The 17,251-nt window shown below is 63.5% G+C and carries 13 protein-coding genes and 1 pseudogene; 7 read left to right on the top strand and 7 right to left on the bottom strand.

Translation table 11 applies throughout. The features are described 5' to 3' along the window. Nucleotides 1-6: 6 nt before the first annotated feature. Complete coding sequence (locus BMI01S_RS16800; RefSeq protein WP_028230921.1) at nt 7-1,857, bottom strand: beta-galactosidase; 1,851 nt, start codon at nt 1,855-1,857, stop codon at nt 7-9. Nucleotides 1,858-1,932: 75 nt separating this feature from the next. On the opposite strand from BMI01S_RS16800, the gene BMI01S_RS16795 reads away from it, so the two are divergent. Both BMI01S_RS16795 and BMI01S_RS16790 read left to right on the top strand, forming a co-directional pair. After that, on the top strand, nt 1,933-2,505 hold the full coding sequence (locus BMI01S_RS16795) for a DUF308 domain-containing protein (protein ID WP_028230920.1): 573 nt from the start codon (nt 1,933-1,935) through the stop codon (nt 2,503-2,505). Between the two features lie 138 nt (nt 2,506-2,643). Continuing rightward, nucleotides 2,644-3,024 (top strand): SHOCT domain-containing protein, encoded by a 381-nt coding sequence (locus tag BMI01S_RS16790; RefSeq protein WP_028212473.1) that lies wholly within the window; start codon nt 2,644-2,646, stop codon nt 3,022-3,024. Nucleotides 3,025-3,130: 106 nt separating this feature from the next. On the opposite strand, the gene BMI01S_RS16785 is transcribed toward BMI01S_RS16790, so the two are convergent. Continuing rightward, nucleotides 3,131-3,472, bottom strand: a complete 342-nt coding sequence (locus BMI01S_RS16785) for an RcnB family protein (RefSeq protein ID WP_028212474.1) — start codon at nt 3,470-3,472, stop codon at nt 3,131-3,133. A 412-nt stretch (nt 3,473-3,884) separates the two neighbouring features. Between BMI01S_RS16785 and BMI01S_RS16780 the strand changes: the two genes are divergently transcribed. The 5 genes from BMI01S_RS16780 to BMI01S_RS16765 all read left to right on the top strand — a co-directional run bounded on the left by BMI01S_RS16780 (nt 3,885) and on the right by BMI01S_RS16765 (nt 11,242). Then, nucleotides 3,885-5,042 carry an efflux RND transporter periplasmic adaptor subunit gene (locus BMI01S_RS16780; RefSeq protein WP_028212475.1) on the top strand — a complete coding sequence of 386 codons (1,158 nt, stop codon included), beginning with the start codon at nt 3,885-3,887 and terminating at the stop codon, nt 5,040-5,042. 11 nt (nt 5,043-5,053) lie between these two features. Then, nucleotides 5,054-8,242, top strand: coding sequence for a multidrug efflux RND transporter permease subunit (locus tag BMI01S_RS16775; RefSeq protein WP_028230919.1), 3,189 nt, complete (start codon nt 5,054-5,056; stop codon nt 8,240-8,242). After that, nucleotides 8,235-9,674, top strand: coding sequence for an efflux transporter outer membrane subunit (locus BMI01S_RS16770; protein ID WP_036044918.1), 1,440 nt, complete (start codon nt 8,235-8,237; stop codon nt 9,672-9,674). Before BMI01S_RS16775 ends, BMI01S_RS16770 begins: the two co-directional genes overlap by 8 nt. Nucleotides 9,675-9,838: 164 nt before the next feature. After that, on the top strand, nt 9,839-10,090 hold the full coding sequence (locus BMI01S_RS40850; protein ID WP_154671237.1) for a hypothetical protein: 252 nt from the start codon (nt 9,839-9,841) through the stop codon (nt 10,088-10,090). A 3-nt stretch (nt 10,091-10,093) separates the two neighbouring features. Then, nucleotides 10,094-11,242: a branched-chain amino acid ABC transporter substrate-binding protein gene (locus BMI01S_RS16765; RefSeq protein WP_028212477.1), complete on the top strand. Its 1,149-nt coding sequence runs from the start codon at nt 10,094-10,096 to the stop codon at nt 11,240-11,242. Nucleotides 11,243-11,496: 254 nt separating this feature from the next. Here the strand turns inward: BMI01S_RS16765 and BMI01S_RS16760 are convergent, their stop codons facing one another. The 5 genes and pseudogenes from BMI01S_RS16760 to BMI01S_RS16740 all read right to left on the bottom strand — a co-directional run bounded on the left by BMI01S_RS16760 (nt 11,497) and on the right by BMI01S_RS16740 (nt 17,067). Then, entirely contained in the window at nt 11,497-11,814 is a 318-nt protein-coding gene (locus tag BMI01S_RS16760; RefSeq protein ID WP_028212478.1) for a hypothetical protein, read from the bottom strand. Nucleotides 11,815-12,061: 247 nt separating this feature from the next. Beyond that, nucleotides 12,062-12,448 (bottom strand): annotated as a pseudogene (locus tag BMI01S_RS44040) (pentapeptide repeat-containing protein); the annotation flags it as partial. A gap of 1,193 nt (nt 12,449-13,641) precedes the next feature. Next, nucleotides 13,642-13,956 carry a high-potential iron-sulfur protein gene (locus tag BMI01S_RS16750; RefSeq protein ID WP_028230917.1) on the bottom strand — a complete coding sequence of 105 codons (315 nt, stop codon included), beginning with the start codon at nt 13,954-13,956 and terminating at the stop codon, nt 13,642-13,644. A 56-nt stretch (nt 13,957-14,012) separates the two neighbouring features. Next, a complete protein-coding gene (locus BMI01S_RS16745; protein ID WP_028212480.1) occupies nt 14,013-15,239 on the bottom strand; it encodes a c-type cytochrome in 1,227 nt (408 codons plus the stop codon). Between the two features lie 100 nt (nt 15,240-15,339). Beyond that, nucleotides 15,340-17,067: a methanol/ethanol family PQQ-dependent dehydrogenase gene (locus tag BMI01S_RS16740; protein ID WP_028230916.1), complete on the bottom strand. Its 1,728-nt coding sequence runs from the start codon at nt 17,065-17,067 to the stop codon at nt 15,340-15,342. Nucleotides 17,068-17,251: the final 184 nt, after the last annotated feature.

Raw genomic sequence — 17,251 nt, 5'->3', positions numbered from 1 at the left:
GGAGTGCTAATACAACGAATCTTCGAGTCGTACGGGCTTCGCCTCGGTCTGGTGAAGGTCGAAGATGAGCACCTCGTTTTCGCCTTGCGCGAGCCACGGCGCGGGGCAATACAAGCGCCTTTGCGGCCCGATGTTCCAGTAGCGCCCGAGATTGTGCCCGTTGACCCAGACCACGCCCTTGGTCCAGTGACGCATATCGAGCCATGTGTCGCCGGCTTTATCGAGGTGCAGGATCGCCTTGAAAAAGAGCCCGGGTTTCTGCGGATTCGTGCAGCGTTCCTCGAGGCCGGCGATAAACGTTTCGTCCATCGGCAGCGGGAAGACTTCCCATCCATCGAGGAGCGCGATCGATCCGTCGGCGTGTTGGAGCCTCACGGGCTCGATGAGCCCTTTGCGGTCGACCATGTCGGCTCCGAAGTTGACGCGTCCCATGGCCTCCACCAGGATCTCCAGCATGATGGGAGCGCCGGAAGCCTTCTCGGCAAACGAGCAGGAAAGGGGAAGCGGTGTGCGATGCATTACGCGCAGCGCCTGTGCATAGTCACGTGGAAGGCTTGCGCGCGACACGGCGCCTGCGTAGTGCTCGCCCGCGAAAACAGCGGCATAGTCATGAACGCCACTGATGTCCAGCGCGCGTTCCGACTGTGCGTGCACTCGCTTGCGATAAAGCGCGAAGCCGAACGCCTGCCCGTGCTCTTCGAAGGACTGCGGATCGGCGTGCTGCCTGCGTGGCAAGGGCGCGGGCAAGTTGTCCCAGATCGAGGCATAGCGCGCCGGCATCAGGTCGCGGTCGAACGTGCAATCGAGCCTGGGGATGGCTTCGGGAATGTCAGGCAGCGGCTCGGCCAGGTAGCTCGCGATGATCTCGCGATACCGTCTGTATTTCGCCGTGGCCGCGCCTTGTTCGTTGATTGGTGCGCAATAGTCGTAGCTGGTGAGATCGGGTTGATAGTTGCCTGCGTCGTCGATGTTTGCGCCGGCATAAAAGCCAAAGCTCGTACCGCCGTGAATGACATAGAGGTTGAAAGACAGTTGCGACTGCATGAATGCCGTCAACGTATCGGAGAGATCGTAGTTCTGCCCGGCGAACGCGGGATCGCCCCAGTGCGTGAGCCAACCCGGGTAGACCTCGCCCGCCATAGCGGGCACGTCGGGAAAGGCGAGGCGCACCGCTGCGATCTGCGCCGCATTGCCGTTGCTCAATGCGATCGCGCCCCCGGCCACCGTGCTGCGGTTGCGTTCGAGTTGTGCAAGACCATCTTCGGTATAGAACGGTCCCGTTATGCCGCCGCGTAGCCAAAGCTGCCTGAGTTCTTCGAGGTACGCGGGATTGTGCGCGTACGATCCGAACTCGTTCTCGATCTGGATCATCAGGATCGGGCCGCCGCGTTCGATCATCATCGGCTTGATTAGAGGAACAAGTGCCTCGATATAGCGCGTGACCGCCGCCATGTAGCGGGCGTCGGTAGCCGAGTCGGTCCTCAGCCGGATATCCGCATCGCTCAACAGGTACGAGGGCAGGCCTCCCAGGTCCCACTCCGCACACACATAGGGCCCCGGGCGCAACAGCACCCACATCGCTTCGGCCTGGCACAAGCCGATGAACGCAGCGATATTGCGGTTGCCGCTCGCGAAGTCGAAAAAGCCCCGGTGCGTTTCGTGGTAATTCCACATGATGTACAGGGCGATGCAGTTCATCCCCATGGCTTTCGCCATGCGGATGCGGTGCTGCCAGTATTCGCGCGGGATGCGCGCCGGATGCATTTCGCCGCTGCGGATCTGGAAAGGTTCGCCGTCGAGCAGGAAATGCTCGCTGTTTGAGCTGAACGAAAAGGTATGGCTGCGTTCCAGTTTCACGGTGCAATCGCGCCCTTGTATTTGCAGAGTCACGCACTATACTTCCACGGCTGATAGTGGAACGCTTAATTTCGCTTGAACCTGCAATTCGACAAGAACGTAACCGTATTGACGCAGTTACATTCGAACATGAAAAAGCGTGCTATTTTTCCGATTGCAAGTTCAACCCTTCTCATCGCGGCAGGCATTTTCTGCATCATCTTGTCGCTCACGACAAGGTCCATGATAGGCACGCTTTTTATCGCGAGAATGCTGCTGTTCTGCGGCTTCGTGCACGCCCTGAATCTCTTTACGACGAAAGACTGGAAACTCGGCGTGAGGCGTATTCCACCGGTTGTCGTACCGTTGCTCATCGGCATTCTCATTCTGGTCAATGATAGTGCGCGCGCGCGCGGCTTGACCGTGATGCTGATGATATTCTTCGTGGCCGACGGCTTCTTCAAGATCGTCGCTTCGGTCGGGCAGGACGTCAAGCTCAATAACATCGGCCTTGTCAGCGCCGCGCTGTCTTTCCTGCTCGCCATTTTCCTCGCCGCGAACTTTCCGAGCGTGCCCGTACCCTTGCTCGGATTGTTCCTCGGGCTCGATCTCATTTCGATGGCCGTGGTGCCGCTTGCCGGACGAGAGAGCAGGCGCGGCCCGGTCTGACTGGACCGCCGACTGCAGGGCCGCGTCATCCGCGTGAGTCGTGCCGCATATGGCGCATACGGCGTCGACGCGCGCCTGCGAAGCCCGTGTTAGCCTGCGGTTGCAGTTCCCCACACGAAAAACCGACGGAGGGCATTCATGATCTTCGCAAATGGCTTTACGTTTTCGAACTTTATTATCGATGCATTTTCGATATTCATGTTCATTCTGTGGTTCTGGCTGTTCATCACGATCACGAGTGACCTGTTTCGCCGAACCGATATATCGGGATTTCTCAAGATCGTATGGGTGATCTTTCTCATCGTGCTGCCTTATATCGGCATATTCGCCTATATCATCACGCAAGGCAGGGACATGGCGCATCGCAACCAGGAGCGGGCGCAGAAAGCGCGCGACGAATTGCGCCACATGGTGGGCTACAGCGTCGCCGACGAAATCGAGAAGCTGGATAAACTCAAGACTACGGGTTCGATCACGGAAGACGAGTACAGGCGCCTTCGCGCGCGGCTCGTCGATTAAGAAGGGCGTCAGGCATGGCATTCGTGCATGCCTGGCTATCGCAAGTCATGGTGGATAAATCGCGGCGCGGGCTATGATGGCATAGCCCGCCGCGCCATCCGACCGGTCACTCGGTACCCGCAACGATCTTCGCGATCTTCCAGTTGCTGCGGTTCACCAGCACGTAGTCGCCGTTCACCCCCAGCCATTGCTGGCCACGCTTGGGCGCGTCCAGGTTGTGCGATTTCCAGTCGTTTCCGTTCATCACAAAGTTGTAATGCCGGTATTTCGAAGGGACTTGCTGGCCCTCGTGCCAGTCGCGATGCGGCATGGTCGGCATGACCTGCTGGCGACCTGTCCCCTGGCTTTGGTCGCCACCGGATGTGCCTTGCGTGTCTTGAGCGATTGCGGATGAGGACACACCGACGACGAGAGCAGCAATGACCGAGAGGACGAGTTGGCTTTTCATGATCCGATCTCCTGAGGCAAGAAGATGATTAACGTCGCCATGAGTGATGGCTTCTTCGGTTATAGAACATCCTGAAAGCCGTGATAACCGACAGTGCGAATGTGCCCTAAATGAGCAGGGGCGATGGCTTGAAAATGAAAAAATTTTGGGGCGTGAGTCGTCTATCCATAGTAGTAGAGGGAATTCCGACTTCAAGTAATTTGCGACTGGCGAATTTTCTCGAAGTTCTGGGTAATTCCTGTGAATGAGTGAACTTATCGTTAGATAACAATTAGCAGTCCCCGCTCGTACTGCGCACATCGGAGGCTGAAAGACGCCGTTTGAGTGAATATCTTGATGAGCCGGTCACGCGCCTGCGCAATCAGTGATCCCACGGCGGAGCGTACCGTCTCCATTGAATTGGGGAGCCTGCGTGCCACATCAGTGCCAATTCAGAAGCTATCGCCCCTGCCTGCTCGCCGTCGCGACTGTAGTGCTGCTGGCGGCTTTCGGATGCCGCGACCGGCAAGCCCCCACTGGCGCCGTGCCGCCGCCGAGCGTGCTCGTCGAAACGGTCAGGTCGAAACCCATTCCACGCGTGATCGAACTGCCCGGACGCATTGAAGCGATCCGCTCCGCAGAGGTGCGCGCGCGCGTGGACGGTATCGTCGAGCGGCGCCTTTATGAAGAAGGCACCGATGTGCGCGCCGGCGCGCCGCTCTTTCTCATCGACTCGCGCGATTACGAAGCCGCGTTGGGGCAGGCGCAGGCGGCGCTTACCCGGGCTCAGGCCGTGCAGGGCAATGCAGCTTCGGAAGTGGCGCGCTTCAAGCCCTTGGTGGCGCGCCAGGTGGTCAGCGCGCAGGAGTACGAAGCCGCGTTGAGTGCGCGGCAACAGGCCGACGCGAACGTTGCGGACGCACGCGCCGCGCTCACGCTGGCGCAGTTGCGGCTCGATCGATGCACGGTGCGCGCGCCCATTGCGGGCCGTGTGGGGCGCGCGCTCGTTACAGAGGGAGCGCTCGTCAGTGCAGCCGGCGCGACCTTGCTCACGCAGATCAATCAACTCACGCCCGTGAACGCCGTTTTCACGCAATCGAATGTTTCGTTGCTGGAAGTACGCAAACAAATCGCTTCGGGCGCGCTCGCGGCGCCAACCGACCGCGTGCAGGTGTGGCTCACGCTTTCGAACGGGGAGGAATTCAAGGAGCCCGGCGTGCTCGACTTCACCGATCTCGTAGTCGAGCCTTCAACTGGCACGCAGATCCTGCGCGCGCGTTTCAACAATGCGCAGCGCATTCTCTTGCCCGGACAGTTCGTGCGCGGTCGGATCGTAATCGGCACGATCCCGAATGGCATGGCCGTGCCCGTGCGTGCCGTGCAGTTCGACAACAACGCGACGAGCCTCTCGCTCGTGGCCGACGATGGCACCGTCGTGCGGCGTAACGTCGTGCTCGGCCCGCAGGAAGAGGGGCAATGGGTCGTCAAGGACGGCCTCGAGCCGGGCGAGCGGGTCATCGTCGATGGCTGGCAGAGGGTGCAGCCGGGGCAGCGCGTCGACGCGCATCCCGTTGCCGCGAACCCCTCCTGAGCGCCGCACCCATGAAGCAATTCTTTGTCTACCGGCCGGTTTTCGCGTGGGTGGTCGCGCTTTTCATCGCGCTCTTTGGCGGCCTCGCGCTCATGCTGCTGCCGGTCGAACAGTACCCGGACGTCGCGCCGCCATCGCTCACGATATCGGCGGTCTACAGCGGCGCTGACGCGCAGACGCTGGACCGCACCGTGACGTCGATCATCGAAAACGAAATGAACGGCGTGGACAACTTCCTTTACATGTCGTCGCAGAGCCGCTCGAACGGCACCGCGCAAATCACCGTCACGCTCAGGCCCGGTACCAATCTCGATGTCGCGCTCTCGCAGGTGCAGGACCGCTTGAGCCGCGTGGAGCCGCGCCTGCCGCTGGAAGTGCGCCAGATTGGCGTGCGGGTCACGAAAGCATCGTCGGGCTTTCTGATGCTCGTGGCGCTGCAATCCGCCGATGGTTCGATACCGGCCGTCGAACTCGGCAACTTCGCGGCGAACAACATCGTCAATGAATTGCGCCGCATTCCCGGCATTGGCGACGCACAGCTTTTCGGCTCGTCGTATGCGATGCGGATATGGATCGATCCGGAGAAGCTCAGCAGCTTCGGTATTTCGGCTAACGAAGTGATGACGGCGATTCAGGAGCAGAACAGCCAGACGGCGGGCGGCGGTCTCGGCGACCAACCCACTGCGCCGGGTGCGGAGCTCAACGCGCAGATCGTCATGCGCGGCCGTTTCTCGACGCCCGAGCAATTCCGCGAAGTGATCGTGCGCTCGAATCCCGATGGCTCCACGGTGCGGGTGGGCGACGTCGCTCGCGTGGAACTGGGCAACGACAGCTACGGATTCGCCTTTCGCGTGAATGGAAAGGAGTCCGCGGGAATCGCCATTCAGCTCGCGAGCGGCGCCAATGCGCTGGCCGTGGCCAGCGCCGTGCGGCAGCGTCTCGCGCAATTGCAGCCGACCTTTCCGAAAGGCGTGACATGGGTGGTTCCGTTCGATACGACGCCGTTCATCACGACCTCGCTGAGCGGCGTGTTGCGCACCATGGTCGAGGCGCTGCTGCTCGTGACGGTCATCGTTTTCCTGTTCCTCCAGAAGTGGCAGGCCACGCTGATCCCCACGCTGGTCGTGCCGATCGCGCTGATCGGAACCTGTGTTGGCATTTATCTTTTCGGACTCTCGATCAATCTGCTTTCGTTGTTTGCCATGGTCGTCGCGATCGGCGTTCTCAATGACGATGCGATCGTGGTGGTGGAAAGCGTCGAGCGCGTGATCCAGGTAGAGGGGCTCGGTTCGCGGCGCGCGACCGTCAAGGCGGTCGGCCAGATTGCGGGCGCCGCGATTGCCAGCACGCTCGTGCTCATTGCGGTGTTCGTTCCGATGGCCTTCTTTCCCGGCTCGACGGGCGCGATCTATCGGCAGTTCTCGATCACGCTCACCGTTTCGATCTTTCTGTCTACCTTGCTTGCGTTGACGCTGGGCGTGGCGATGTCGGCGACACTGCTGCACCGCAAAGCGAAGGCCGGTGACGGCTCGCACGGGCATACCGTCATACGTTGGCCGGCGCGCGTCCAGCAGCGCGTTTTCGACGCATTCAATCGCGGCATGGACTCGGCCACCGAGCGCTACGTGCGCGCCGTGGAGGCCATGCTGCGCGCGCCGGTGCGCTGGCTCGCCGTCTTTCTCGTGGTGTGCGTCGCGACGGGGTTTCTCTTCACGCAACTGCCGCGCGGCTTCATTCCGGGCGAAGACCAGGGGCATATCTTTGTCGCGTACACGGCCGCGCCTGGCGCGACCGCGCAGCGCACGCAACAAGTCGTCGATCGGGTCGAGGCCTTTCTCAGGCAGCAGCCCCAGGTGCGCAATATCGCGTCGGTCACCGGATTCAGCTTCTTCGGCCAGGGGCAGTCGGCTGCGATGTCATTCGTCGACCTGAAGCCCTGGGCGGACCGGCCAGGCGCGGCGAACTCCGCGGCGGCGCTGGTCGGGCGCGCGAACGCCGCCTTCCGCAACATTCCAGAGGCGCTCGTGTTCGCGCTCGATCCGCCGCCCATTCCCGCACTCGGCAATGCCAGCGGGTTCACGATGAAGATACTGGATCGCAGCGGGGTAGGCGGCGCGGCGTTGCAGCAGGCCAGCGCGCGCATGCTGACGGAGGCGTCGCGCAGCCCGCTGCTCGTGGGCGTGCGTCCCGACGGTTTGCCGCCCGCGCCGCAACTGTACGTCGATATCGATCGCGTGAAGGCGCGCGCACTGGGTCTGCAGATCGGGCAGGTCAACAGCGCGCTCGCGCTCGCGTTCGGCTCGAACTACGTGAACGATTTCGTCTACGAGGGAAATGTGCTGCGCGTGCTCATGCAGGCCGACGCTGACCAGCGCATGCGGCCCGAGGACATCAGCGCGCTGCGACTGCGCAACAACCTTGGCGAGATGGTGCCGTTTTCGGCGTTCACGAGCGTGCACTGGACGACGGGCCCGCAGCAGGTGGAGCGCTATAACGGCTTTCCTTCGGCGACGATATCGGGGCAGGCGGCGCCAGGCCGATCCAGCGGCGCGGCGCTCGCGGAGATGGAGCGCATAGCGGACCAGGTTCTCACCGGCAACATGACCTATGAATGGACCGGCACGGCCTACGAAGAGCAGCAGGCAGCCGGGCAGATCGGGGCATTGCTGCTGCTTTCGCTCGTCGTGGTCTTTCTCCTGCTGGCGGCGCTCTATGAGAGCTGGGCGATTCCCGTTGCCGTGCTGCTCATCATTCCGCTGGGCGTGCTGGGCGCGGTGCTTCTCACCATGGCGCGGGGCTTTTCCGCCGATGTCTACTTCAATATCGGCCTCGTGACCATCATCGGGCTCGCGGCCAAGAACGCCATTCTGATCGTCGAGTTCGCCATCAAGGAGGAGGCCGCGGGCAGCGATACCGTGACCGCCGCCACAAACGGCGCGCGCCAGCGCCTGCGGCCGATCCTGATGACGAGCGTGACCTTCGTGCTGGGCATGCTGCCGCTCGTGCTCGCCACGGGCGCGGGCGCAGCGGGGCGGCAGGCCGTGGGCACCGGCATCATGGGCAGCATGTTCACCGCCACGCTGCTCGGCATCTTCTTCACGCCGGTGTTTTATGTGGTTGCGCGCAGGTGGCTGAGCCGCAAGCGGTCGCCCGACGACGAGGAAGCGGATGCGCTGCCCGCGGGAGAGGGCGATGCTTAAGTATGCCAACCATTCAGCGGGAGCCGGGGTCGTAGTGTGCCTGCTGCTCGCCGCGTGCAATTTCGCTCCGCGCTACCAGCAGCCGGATTTGCCCGTGGCCAACTCGTATGAGAGCGCGGATATCGCCACCTCGGGGGGCGACCGGCTCGCTTCGGAGCTCACGTGGGAGACGTTCTTTCGCGACCCCATGCTCAAGCGGCTCATCGCTTTGGCGCTGGAGCAGAATCGCGATCTGGCCGCATCGGTCGCGCGCATCGAGCAGGCGCAGGCGCTTTATCGCGTGCAGCGTTCCGCGCAGTTACCACAAGTAGCGGCGGGCGCGGACGCCACCCGCACGAAAACGCCGCTTACCTCGGTCGAACCTGAACTGCCCGACAACAACACCTCGATCCACTTCACCCAGTACAGCGTGCAGGTGGCCGTCACGTCGTTCGAACTCGATTTTTGGGGGCGCGTGGCGAACCTGAGCGAATCCGCGCGCCGCAACTTTCTGGCGACCGTGGAGGCCAATGAAGCGTTTCGTCTCTCGCTGATCAGCAACGTGGCGGCGACCTACTACGCCATTCTTTCGGGCAACGAGGGTATCGACCTCGCGCAGCATACGCTCGAGACGCGCCAGTACGCACTGGAAGTCGCACAGCTGCGCCTCGAAGCAGGCGCGACATCGCTTGTGGACTATGAGCAGGCGCGCATTCTCGTCACGCAGGCGCAGACGCAGCTCGCCGAACTGCAAAGAACGACGGGGCAGCAGCGTAATCAGTTGGCGGTCCTGATCGGTGGTCCGCTGCCAGCCGGCACGACGGAGCACCACGCGCTCGCGGACGCCGATCAGTTCGGCAATCTCGACGCGGGCCTGCCTTCTTCGCTGCTGACGTTGCGCCCCGACATCCGTGCTGCCGAGCAGTCCTTGAGAGCGGCCGACGCGGATATCGGGGCCGCGCGTGCGGACTTTTTCCCGCGCATCTCGCTCACGGGCAATTTCGGCTACGTGTCTCCCGAATTGAGTGACCTGTTCGTGCCTGGCAAGCAGGCATGGCTCGTTTCCGGATTCGTTACGCTGCCGATATTCGACGCGGGGCGCCGCAGCGCGCAACTTGGTTTGTCCAAAGCGCGCCGCACCGAACTCGTGGCGAACTATCAGAAGACGGTTCAGGTGGCCTTTCGCGAAGTGTCCGACGCACTGATCGCTCGCCAGCGCCTGAACGAGCAGATCGCGGCGCAGGAACGCGCGGTGGCCGCCGAGGCGCGGCTCGCGCAAGCGGCCGATCTTCGCTACCAGAACGGCATCTCCATCTACCTCGAAGTGGTCGATGCGAAGCGCAGCCTGTTTGCCGCGCAACAGCAATTGATCCAGCTGCGAGCGGCTGCTCTGCAAAACGGCGCTTCGCTGTATGTGGCACTTGGGGGCGGGCAGCTTGCCCCACAGCGCTAATCGTCGTTGCCCGGCAGGCGCGGAGCGTTGTGCCGCGATGCGCGCGATTCGGGACTTCGCCGCCGTCAACACCCACGCGATTACATTTCTATTACGCCTTATTTTGTCAGCACAGGCGTATTTATCCTGATTGCTTCGGCTTGCACCGCTGTGCAGAAATGCGCATGGATATTGTCGAGAATGGCCAAGACGAAGTGATATTGGCTTCCTATAGTCGTTTTCAGCGAGCGTTCCGGCATGTCTCGTTTGGAGCGGTCGTTCAATACCACGCCTTTTCAGGAGGAGCATCACACGCAGTCAATGCAAACGGGAGCCGCGAACCGGCAGCCGCCGCGACCGCAAGAAAGCGGGAAAAGCGGGTGAGCGAAGCCGGCGTGCGCCATAGCAGTGAACATATGCTTGCCGACAAAGGATAAAAGATGCGTTTTGCGAAGACTCTTTCCCCTATCGCAGTGGCAGTTGGAGCACTTCTCGCAGTTGCACCGCTCGCTTCTCGCGCGCAATCGGTTGTCAAGGTCGGCTTTGCCGCGCCGCTCAGCGGACCGAACGCCAACTACGGCAAAGACCTGGAAAACGGCGTCAAAATGGCCCTTGAGGACGCCAAGGCGCAAGGCGTCAAAATCAACGGTCAGCCCGTCTCGTTCGAACTCGTCGCCGAAGATGACCAGGCCGACCCGCGCGTGGGCGTGCAAGTCGCGCAAAAGCTCGTGGACGAAGGCGTGTCGGTTGTGGTCGGCCACTTCAACTCGGGGACGACCATTCCCGCGTCCGATCTCTATGAAAAGGCGGGCTTGCCCGACATCGATCCGGCCGCCACGAACCCGGTCATCAGCGGCCGGGGCTTCAAGAACATCTTCATGGTGATTTCGAGCGACGCGCAAAACGCCGGCACCGCGGGCGCCTATGCAGTCACGACGACGAAGGCGAAGCGCATCGCCGTGATCGACGACCGCACGGCATTCGGCCAGGGTGAAGCCGATGAGTTCGTGAAGGCGGTGAAGGCGCACGGCGGCGAGATCATCGATCGCGAATACACCACGAATCAGGCAACGGACTTCAAGACCCAGCTCACGAACATCAAGAGCAAGAACCCCGATCTGATTTTCGTGGGCGCCCTCAATCCTCAGGCGGCCGGCATCATGAAGCAGATGAGCCAGCTCGGCATCAAGGCGCAGTACGTGGGCGGCGGCGGCGTCAAGGACGTCGACTTCATCAAGCTCGCGGGCGACGTGTCGGAAGGCGCGATGGCATGGGAGTATGGCCGCCCGCTCGACAGCACGCCGGTGGGCGCGAAGTTCGCCGAGCGCTTCAAGCAGAAGTACGGCGACGACGTGCTCTCCTACGCGCCGTTCGGCTACGACGCCGCCTGGGCTGCCATCAAGGCGATGCAGGCGGCCAATTCGACGAAGCCCGGCGATTATCGCGCGAAGCTGCAAAACATCAGCTTTGATGGCATCACTGGCCATATCGAGTACAACGCCAATGGCTCGCTGAAGAATGGGTCGTCTACGGTCTATCAGGTGAAGAATGGCCAGTGGGTGACGGTCAAGACGGTAAGCGGCCTCTGATCGCAGCGTGCCGGCGGGTGGGCGCCCGCCGGCACGCCGATACCCGAAAGCGGCAATTTCGTTGCCTCCGCACTGACCGGCTCGATGGCGGAGGCGTCGGCATTTGCAAGTCAGCGGACGTGCGAGGACCGCGGGGTTTGCAAGACGCATGGCTCGACGACCGCAAGCCGGCCCGCCGCGAAAGAGCGTTCGCTCTATCGCGGCAACGGTCTCGGGCAACCACGCAGCATCGCGCCAGTGCAGCGCGCTACGCGTTACGGCTTCGTATCGTCATACGGAGTCGTGTGCATACCGTTGGTGTTGGCCGGAACATTCGCGCGCGACGGCGCGTTCTGCTTCGCGCGCGGCGGCCCCAAATACACCATCCCTGTGCGCGTGAGAATCGGCGGGCCGTAGCCGCCCGTATCCAGCGCGGTGCCGGCCCTGGCGTCTGTCCTGGCGCCTCCGGGCGGGCCATAGTCGTTTGCGGCCGGCGATGGAGCCGCATGCGCGCTCATCGTGCCGCTCTTGCTGGTCGCGCCTGGCGGTCCGTAGCTGTTCACCCCGGGCGGCGGAGCCGCACGGACGCTCATGGCGCCGCTCCGGCTGGCGGCACCCGACGGGCCGTAGCTGTTTGCGACAGGCGGGGGAGCCGCCCTTACGTTCATGCCGTCGCCCGAATGGGCCACGCTCGGGTGATCGTAGCTATTCGTATGCGGTGCGCTGGGGGGCTCGACTTTTACAATAGTTGTAGTGACCCCCAAACGCGCGCTCGTAGCTGCCAACGCGCCGCCCATCGGTCCGCCTGGGCCACCTGAACCGGCACTACCTGCACCGCCGCTACCTGCACCCGCGCCGCCTGCACCGGCACTGCCTGCACCCGCGCCGCCTGCACCGGCACCGCCTGAGCCTGCACCGCCTGAACCGGCCCCGCCTGCACCGGCACCGCCTGAGCCTGCACCGCCTGAACCGGCCCCGCCTGCACCGGCACCGCCTGAGCCTGCACCGCCTGAGCCTGCACCGCCTGAACCGGCACCGCCTGCACCGGCACCGCCTGAGCCTGCACCGCCTGAACCGGCACCGCCTGAGCCTGCACCGCCTGAACCGGCACCGCCTGCACCGGCACCGCCTGCACCGGCACCGCCTGAACCGGCACCGCCTGAGCCCGCACCGCCTGAGCCTGCACCGCCTGAGCCTGCACCGCCTGAGCCGGCACCGCCTGAACCGGCACCGCCTGAACCGGCACCGCCTGAGCCGGCACCGCCTGAGCCGGCACCGCCTTTGCCAGCACCGCCTGAGCCCGCACCGCCTGAGCCCGCACCGCCTGAGCCAGCACCGCCTGAGCCAGCACCGCCTGAGCCCGCACCGCCTGAGCCCGCACCACCTGAGCCCGCACCACCTGACCCGGCACCAGCGCCGGCGCCACTAGATCCGGCGCCTGCACCCGCACCCGCGCCGGCACCAGCGCCACCAGCGCCCGCTCCGGCTCCAGCCCCAGCTCCGCCGCTGCCATGACCGCCGCCATTGCCAGCGCCGCCACCCGCACCGTTGCCGCCATTGCCGCCGCCACTTCCGCCGCCACTTCCGCCGCCATTGCCGCCGCCACTTCCGCCACCACTGCCGCCCCTGGCCGCTGCGGGGTAACCCGCGCCCGATAGCGCCAATGCCAACGCCCATATCACTGCGCGTTTCGTCGACTGCTTCATTGTCCTCCCCTCCATTTCCAAGCCGCTTCACAAGCGCGTCCGAACTGTCAAAGCCGCGCCGCGCGCATGCCGACAAAGCGGCGCGCAAGGCATGTGCCGCGATGCAGTGGGGGAGCCGTATCGCTATTCCTCAGAACAACCGGTATGACCGCTGCCTGCCATTCGTCGTGGAATGCACGCGGTCGCTGAAGGACGGCGCAACGATTTCAATGAAGCAAGCCGCCGGAGATAGGATTCGGATCGCAAATCAATGCGGTGATTGCGGTGCATTGTCATCGCATGACGCCGCAATCACTGCCACATGGCCGCAGATGCCAGGCGCCAGCATCGGATAGGCGGACGACGAACAGCATGGGGGCGAGAGCGGCGTCGAAGCGCCACTTCCCAAGGGACGGCTGTTGGAAGCCTCATAAAGGGGGCCGGAAAGCATGCCGCCAAAGTTGACGATGATATCCGGGCCTTGCATTCGGATATGCCCGAGCAACGCTCCAACGGGGGACAGGGTGTCGCCGCGATCTTCATGGTGAGTTCGAAGGCGGCCGGCCCGAGGAAGCCGTCAAATGGCGATGCTCGCCGACCCCACCGTCGGGCGCGCGATCGTGAGGGCGTTCGCCGGGCCGCTGGCCCGGCTTGCGAGCAAGGAGAAAACGGCATGGCGCCGCGCCATCGACGGTAGCTAAAGCACAGCACCGCGCCAAGCCTGGCGGCGAAGTATCAGGCGCGCTGCGCGTAGACGTTGCACCAGCCGTCGGCCGCGACCGCCTTGCCGGAAAACATCGGGCATGCGCCTGCTGCTTCGCCCGCGGCGCCCGTAAAGAAGCGGCAATTGGCGCAGCGCTGACCTGCGGCATATTTCGGAAATTTGCTTGCGTCGACGCTGCTCGCCTTGGCACGATAGCCCAGCGACTTGGCCGTGGCGTCGTTCTCGTCAACGAGCGCTGGCGCTGCGAGCGCCCGCCCGGCCGTGGCGAGTGCGGCGCAGAGGCCGGCGGCGTGAAGAATGAAGGTTCTGCGATTGCGGGTATTCATGCGGATGTCCGGAGTGAGATTGCAAATATTTCGTACTGCCATGGTTAAAGGGAAGCCTAGTGCCGAGGGCCGGCATTGAGCGGCGTGGTCGACGATTGCGCGGCTTCCGAAGTCAGCTTCGCGTCGCCCGCGTCGTAACCGTTGGTGTAGAGCAGGAACGCCATCAGGTCCGCGTACTCCTGATCACTCATCTTGCCGGGGCGGTCGGCCGGCATGTTGGTCGACATGTACTGGTAAATGCCACCGATCGTCAAATGCGAATTCGCGGCCGGGGCAAAGGCCGGTCCGCTCAATGCGGGCGCTGTAATGCCTTCAAGCTGCGCGCCGTGGCATTTCGCACAGGAGTCCGAATAAAGGTGTTGGCCGTGTTCCACCTGTTCGTGATCGAATGCCGGTGCGTTGCCGCCGGTGGTTGCGGCCACCTTGATGATGTGCCCCGCTGCGCGTACGTTGTCGCGCGCTCGCCGATACGAAGTCATTGCGTCGTCGAAATGTGGAGCATCCGCACGCGCCTCGCTCGTAGCACCTTCTGGCAGTGTCCAGCCGCGCGTGAGTGCGGCGAGGCGTCCATCGCCATTCATATGCGTGAGCGCGTCGTCGATGCGCGCTTGCAGCGCACGCATGCCGGGTCCCGAAGCGAAGACGAGATTCCAGTCGGCATACGGGGAGGGCGCCGCTGCCACGGCGAATTGCTGCTCGGGATGTGTGCGCTGGTAAGCAACGACGGCCGGGTACCAGACGATCGCGCGCTGGGCGCGTCCTTTGGCGACCGCGTCGACAGTCAGTTCGGACGTGTTCTCCAGGTCGAAGCGCACATTCTTCTGCTGCACGGCGATCAGCTGCGATGGGCTCGACCAGGTCGCCGCAACGGTTTCCTTGCCGTCTGCGGCAGCCGTTGCGGCGTGCGGACCGCGCAAGGTGATGCTCACATAGCCGGAGCGCAGATAGCCTTGAGAGAAGACCATCTGCGAGCCCGACGCGTCGGCGATCGACGAGCGCGGGAAGCCCGCAACGAGGTCGCAGTCGCGGGCAAGCGCACGGGAAAGTTCGTGCGCGGAGATGCCGTCGTCGCCGCCATCGTCGTCGATGCCATGCGCGGCGAACGTCGCGGGTATGCCGGCGGCCTTTAGCACGGCGCGCGCAACGGCCACGTCGAGTACGGCCGTTGGGCTGCCCGGCAACGTGCAGACGCGCACGGCGTTGGTCGCGGCATGTGCGTTCATGTGCGCGCCGCCCGCCGCGAGCGCAGCGGCCACGGCGATGTGGGTGATGCGGAAATTCATGATCTTGTGCTCCAGTGGAGGCGAGGCCGCCGCGCGCGCGGCGTGCGCGTGCGGCGCAAAGCAGGGATGACAGGCGCCGGATGAAGCGCGGAACGCTCGCTCAGCCCCGGTTCAGCGCGAAAACATAGAGCGTGCCGCCGCGCGGAACATCCTTCGCTACGTCGGCCATCGGACCGCCCCAGATCGGATTCGCACCGCCGTAGCCGGCGAGCACCGCGACGTACTCCTTACCATCGACTTCGAACACGGACGGTTGCGCGATGATGCCGCTAGCGAGCTGCGGGCTCTCCCACAACACCTTGCCGGTGGAAACGTCGAAGGCATAGAGATGGCCGTCGAGCGAGCCGCTGAATGCGAGTCCGCTCGCCGTCGTCGCGACGCCGCCGTTCCAGGGCATCTTGCTCCAGTGACCCCAGAGCTTCTTGCCCGTGTTCACGTCGATGGCCTGCAACTCACCATAGCCCTCGCTACCGGGTTCAGGCTTGATTTCGAAGCCCTCGCCGAGATAGGGCAGGCCTTCCATGTAGCTCACCGATTTGCCAGAAAGGCTCATGCACGCGTGGAGCGCCGGCACGACGGCGATGTGCCGCTCAGGATCGTAGGACACGGACCACCAGTTCTTGCCACCGAGAAAGCTCGGGCAGGTGTCGATGGTCGAGCCGGCCTTGGGGAATTTCGAGGCATCCTCAATCGGCTTGCCCTCGGCGGTGTAGCCCGTCACCGAGGTCGCCTTCACGAACGGCTCCGCGTAGATCAGCTTGCCTGTTTGCCGGTCGATGGCGTGGAAGAAGCCGTTGCGGTCCGCGTGGATGATGGCGTCGTAATCCTTGCCTTTGTACTGGATGTTCGCGAGGATCGGCGTGTTGACGCCGTCATAGTCCCACGTGTCGTTGCTCGTGTACTGATAGTGCCATTTGAGATCTCCGTTCTTCGGATCGAGCGCGAGCAGTGAATCGGAGTACAGATTATCGCCAGGGCGCAGCGCGGCGAGCCACGGGCCGGGATTGCCCACACCCCAGTACAGGGTACGGCTCGCGGCGTCGTAGGTGCCGGTGAGCCACGCGGCGCCGCCGCCGTGCGCCTGCATGCCGTCGGGCCAGGTCTCCGCGCCTTTTTCGCCGGCGCCAGGAATGGTGTAGCGCTTCCAGACGATCGAGCCGTCGTCCGGACTGAGCGCGGCGATGTAGCCGCGGATGCCGTACTCGCCACCCGAGGTGCCGACCACGAGCGAGCCGTCGAGCGCGAGCGGCGCGAGCGAGAACGCATAGCCGAGACCCGGCTCGAACATCTGTTTCTTCCAGACCACGTTGCCGGTTTTCGCATCGAGCGCGGCGATTTCGCCGCTCAGCATGGCGATATAGACGTTCTTGCCATAGAGCGCGACGCCGCGGTTGACCACGTCGCAACATGCGGTCTTGAACGACTCCGCGCTGAGTTTCGGTTCGTATTTCCAGAGTTGCGTGCCGGTTTTCACGTCGAAGGCGTAGACGTTGTCCTTCGGTGTACTGACGAAAAGATAGTTGCCGTTGACGATAGGCGTCGCCTCGAAGCCTTGTTTGAGTTCAGCGGGAAACTGGTAGCGCCACGCCTCTTTGAGCTCGCCGACGTTCGATGCGTCGATCTGCTTGAGCGGCGAATGCGACTGTCCGTTGTAGCTCCGGTAGTACGTGAGCCAGCCCGGATCGCTTTGCGCGCGGGTCAGGCGGTCATAGGTCACGGGTGGGTAATCCGAGGCGGCATCCACGGGGCCCGCGTTCAAGGTGATCGCCGCCGCGATACCCATGGCACAGGTCGCAAGCCGGCTTGCCGCAGCCGAGCGTCTCTTCATCTTCGTCTCCTGATTAGTTGTCGATGCACGGCCGGGAAGCGGTCAGGCTGGATGCGCGGGGGTGGGGCCGGTCCGGGTGCGAAACCGTTCTTGCAAGTCGTATGCCATTTTCCGCGTCGCTTTGCGCAGCGGGGGATGCAGCCCGTTCCTCAGCTCACGGCCGAGGTGTCCGGCAATGGTCGAT

This window comes from Paraburkholderia mimosarum LMG 23256 = NBRC 106338, assembly GCF_000739815.1.
GTDB lineage: Bacteria > Pseudomonadota > Gammaproteobacteria > Burkholderiales > Burkholderiaceae > Paraburkholderia > Paraburkholderia mimosarum.
The sequence above is the reverse complement of the archived record's forward strand: the minus strand, read 5'-3'. Positions and strand labels throughout refer to the sequence as shown.

Excerpts from the sequence above, each read along its gene's own strand:
- BMI01S_RS16790 (WP_028212473.1), top strand. The coding sequence starts at position 2,644 with ATGATCTTCGCAAATGGCTTTACGTTTTCGAACTTTATTATCGATGCA.
- BMI01S_RS16740 (WP_028230916.1), bottom strand. The coding sequence starts at position 17,067 with ATGAAGAGACGCTCGGCTGCGGCAAGCCGGCTTGCGACCTGTGCCATG.
- BMI01S_RS40850 (WP_154671237.1), top strand. The coding sequence starts at position 9,839 with ATGGATATTGTCGAGAATGGCCAAGACGAAGTGATATTGGCTTCCTAT.
- BMI01S_RS16775 (WP_028230919.1), top strand. The coding sequence starts at position 5,054 with ATGAAGCAATTCTTTGTCTACCGGCCGGTTTTCGCGTGGGTGGTCGCG.
- BMI01S_RS16760 (WP_028212478.1), bottom strand. The coding sequence starts at position 11,814 with ATGAGCGTCCGTGCGGCTCCGCCGCCCGGGGTGAACAGCTACGGACCG.
- BMI01S_RS16770 (WP_036044918.1), top strand. The coding sequence starts at position 8,235 with ATGCTTAAGTATGCCAACCATTCAGCGGGAGCCGGGGTCGTAGTGTGC.
- BMI01S_RS16750 (WP_028230917.1), bottom strand. The coding sequence starts at position 13,956 with ATGAATACCCGCAATCGCAGAACCTTCATTCTTCACGCCGCCGGCCTC.
- BMI01S_RS16745 (WP_028212480.1), bottom strand. The coding sequence starts at position 15,239 with ATGAATTTCCGCATCACCCACATCGCCGTGGCCGCTGCGCTCGCGGCG.
- BMI01S_RS16765 (WP_028212477.1), top strand. The coding sequence starts at position 10,094 with ATGCGTTTTGCGAAGACTCTTTCCCCTATCGCAGTGGCAGTTGGAGCA.
- BMI01S_RS16785 (WP_028212474.1), bottom strand. The coding sequence starts at position 3,472 with ATGAAAAGCCAACTCGTCCTCTCGGTCATTGCTGCTCTCGTCGTCGGT.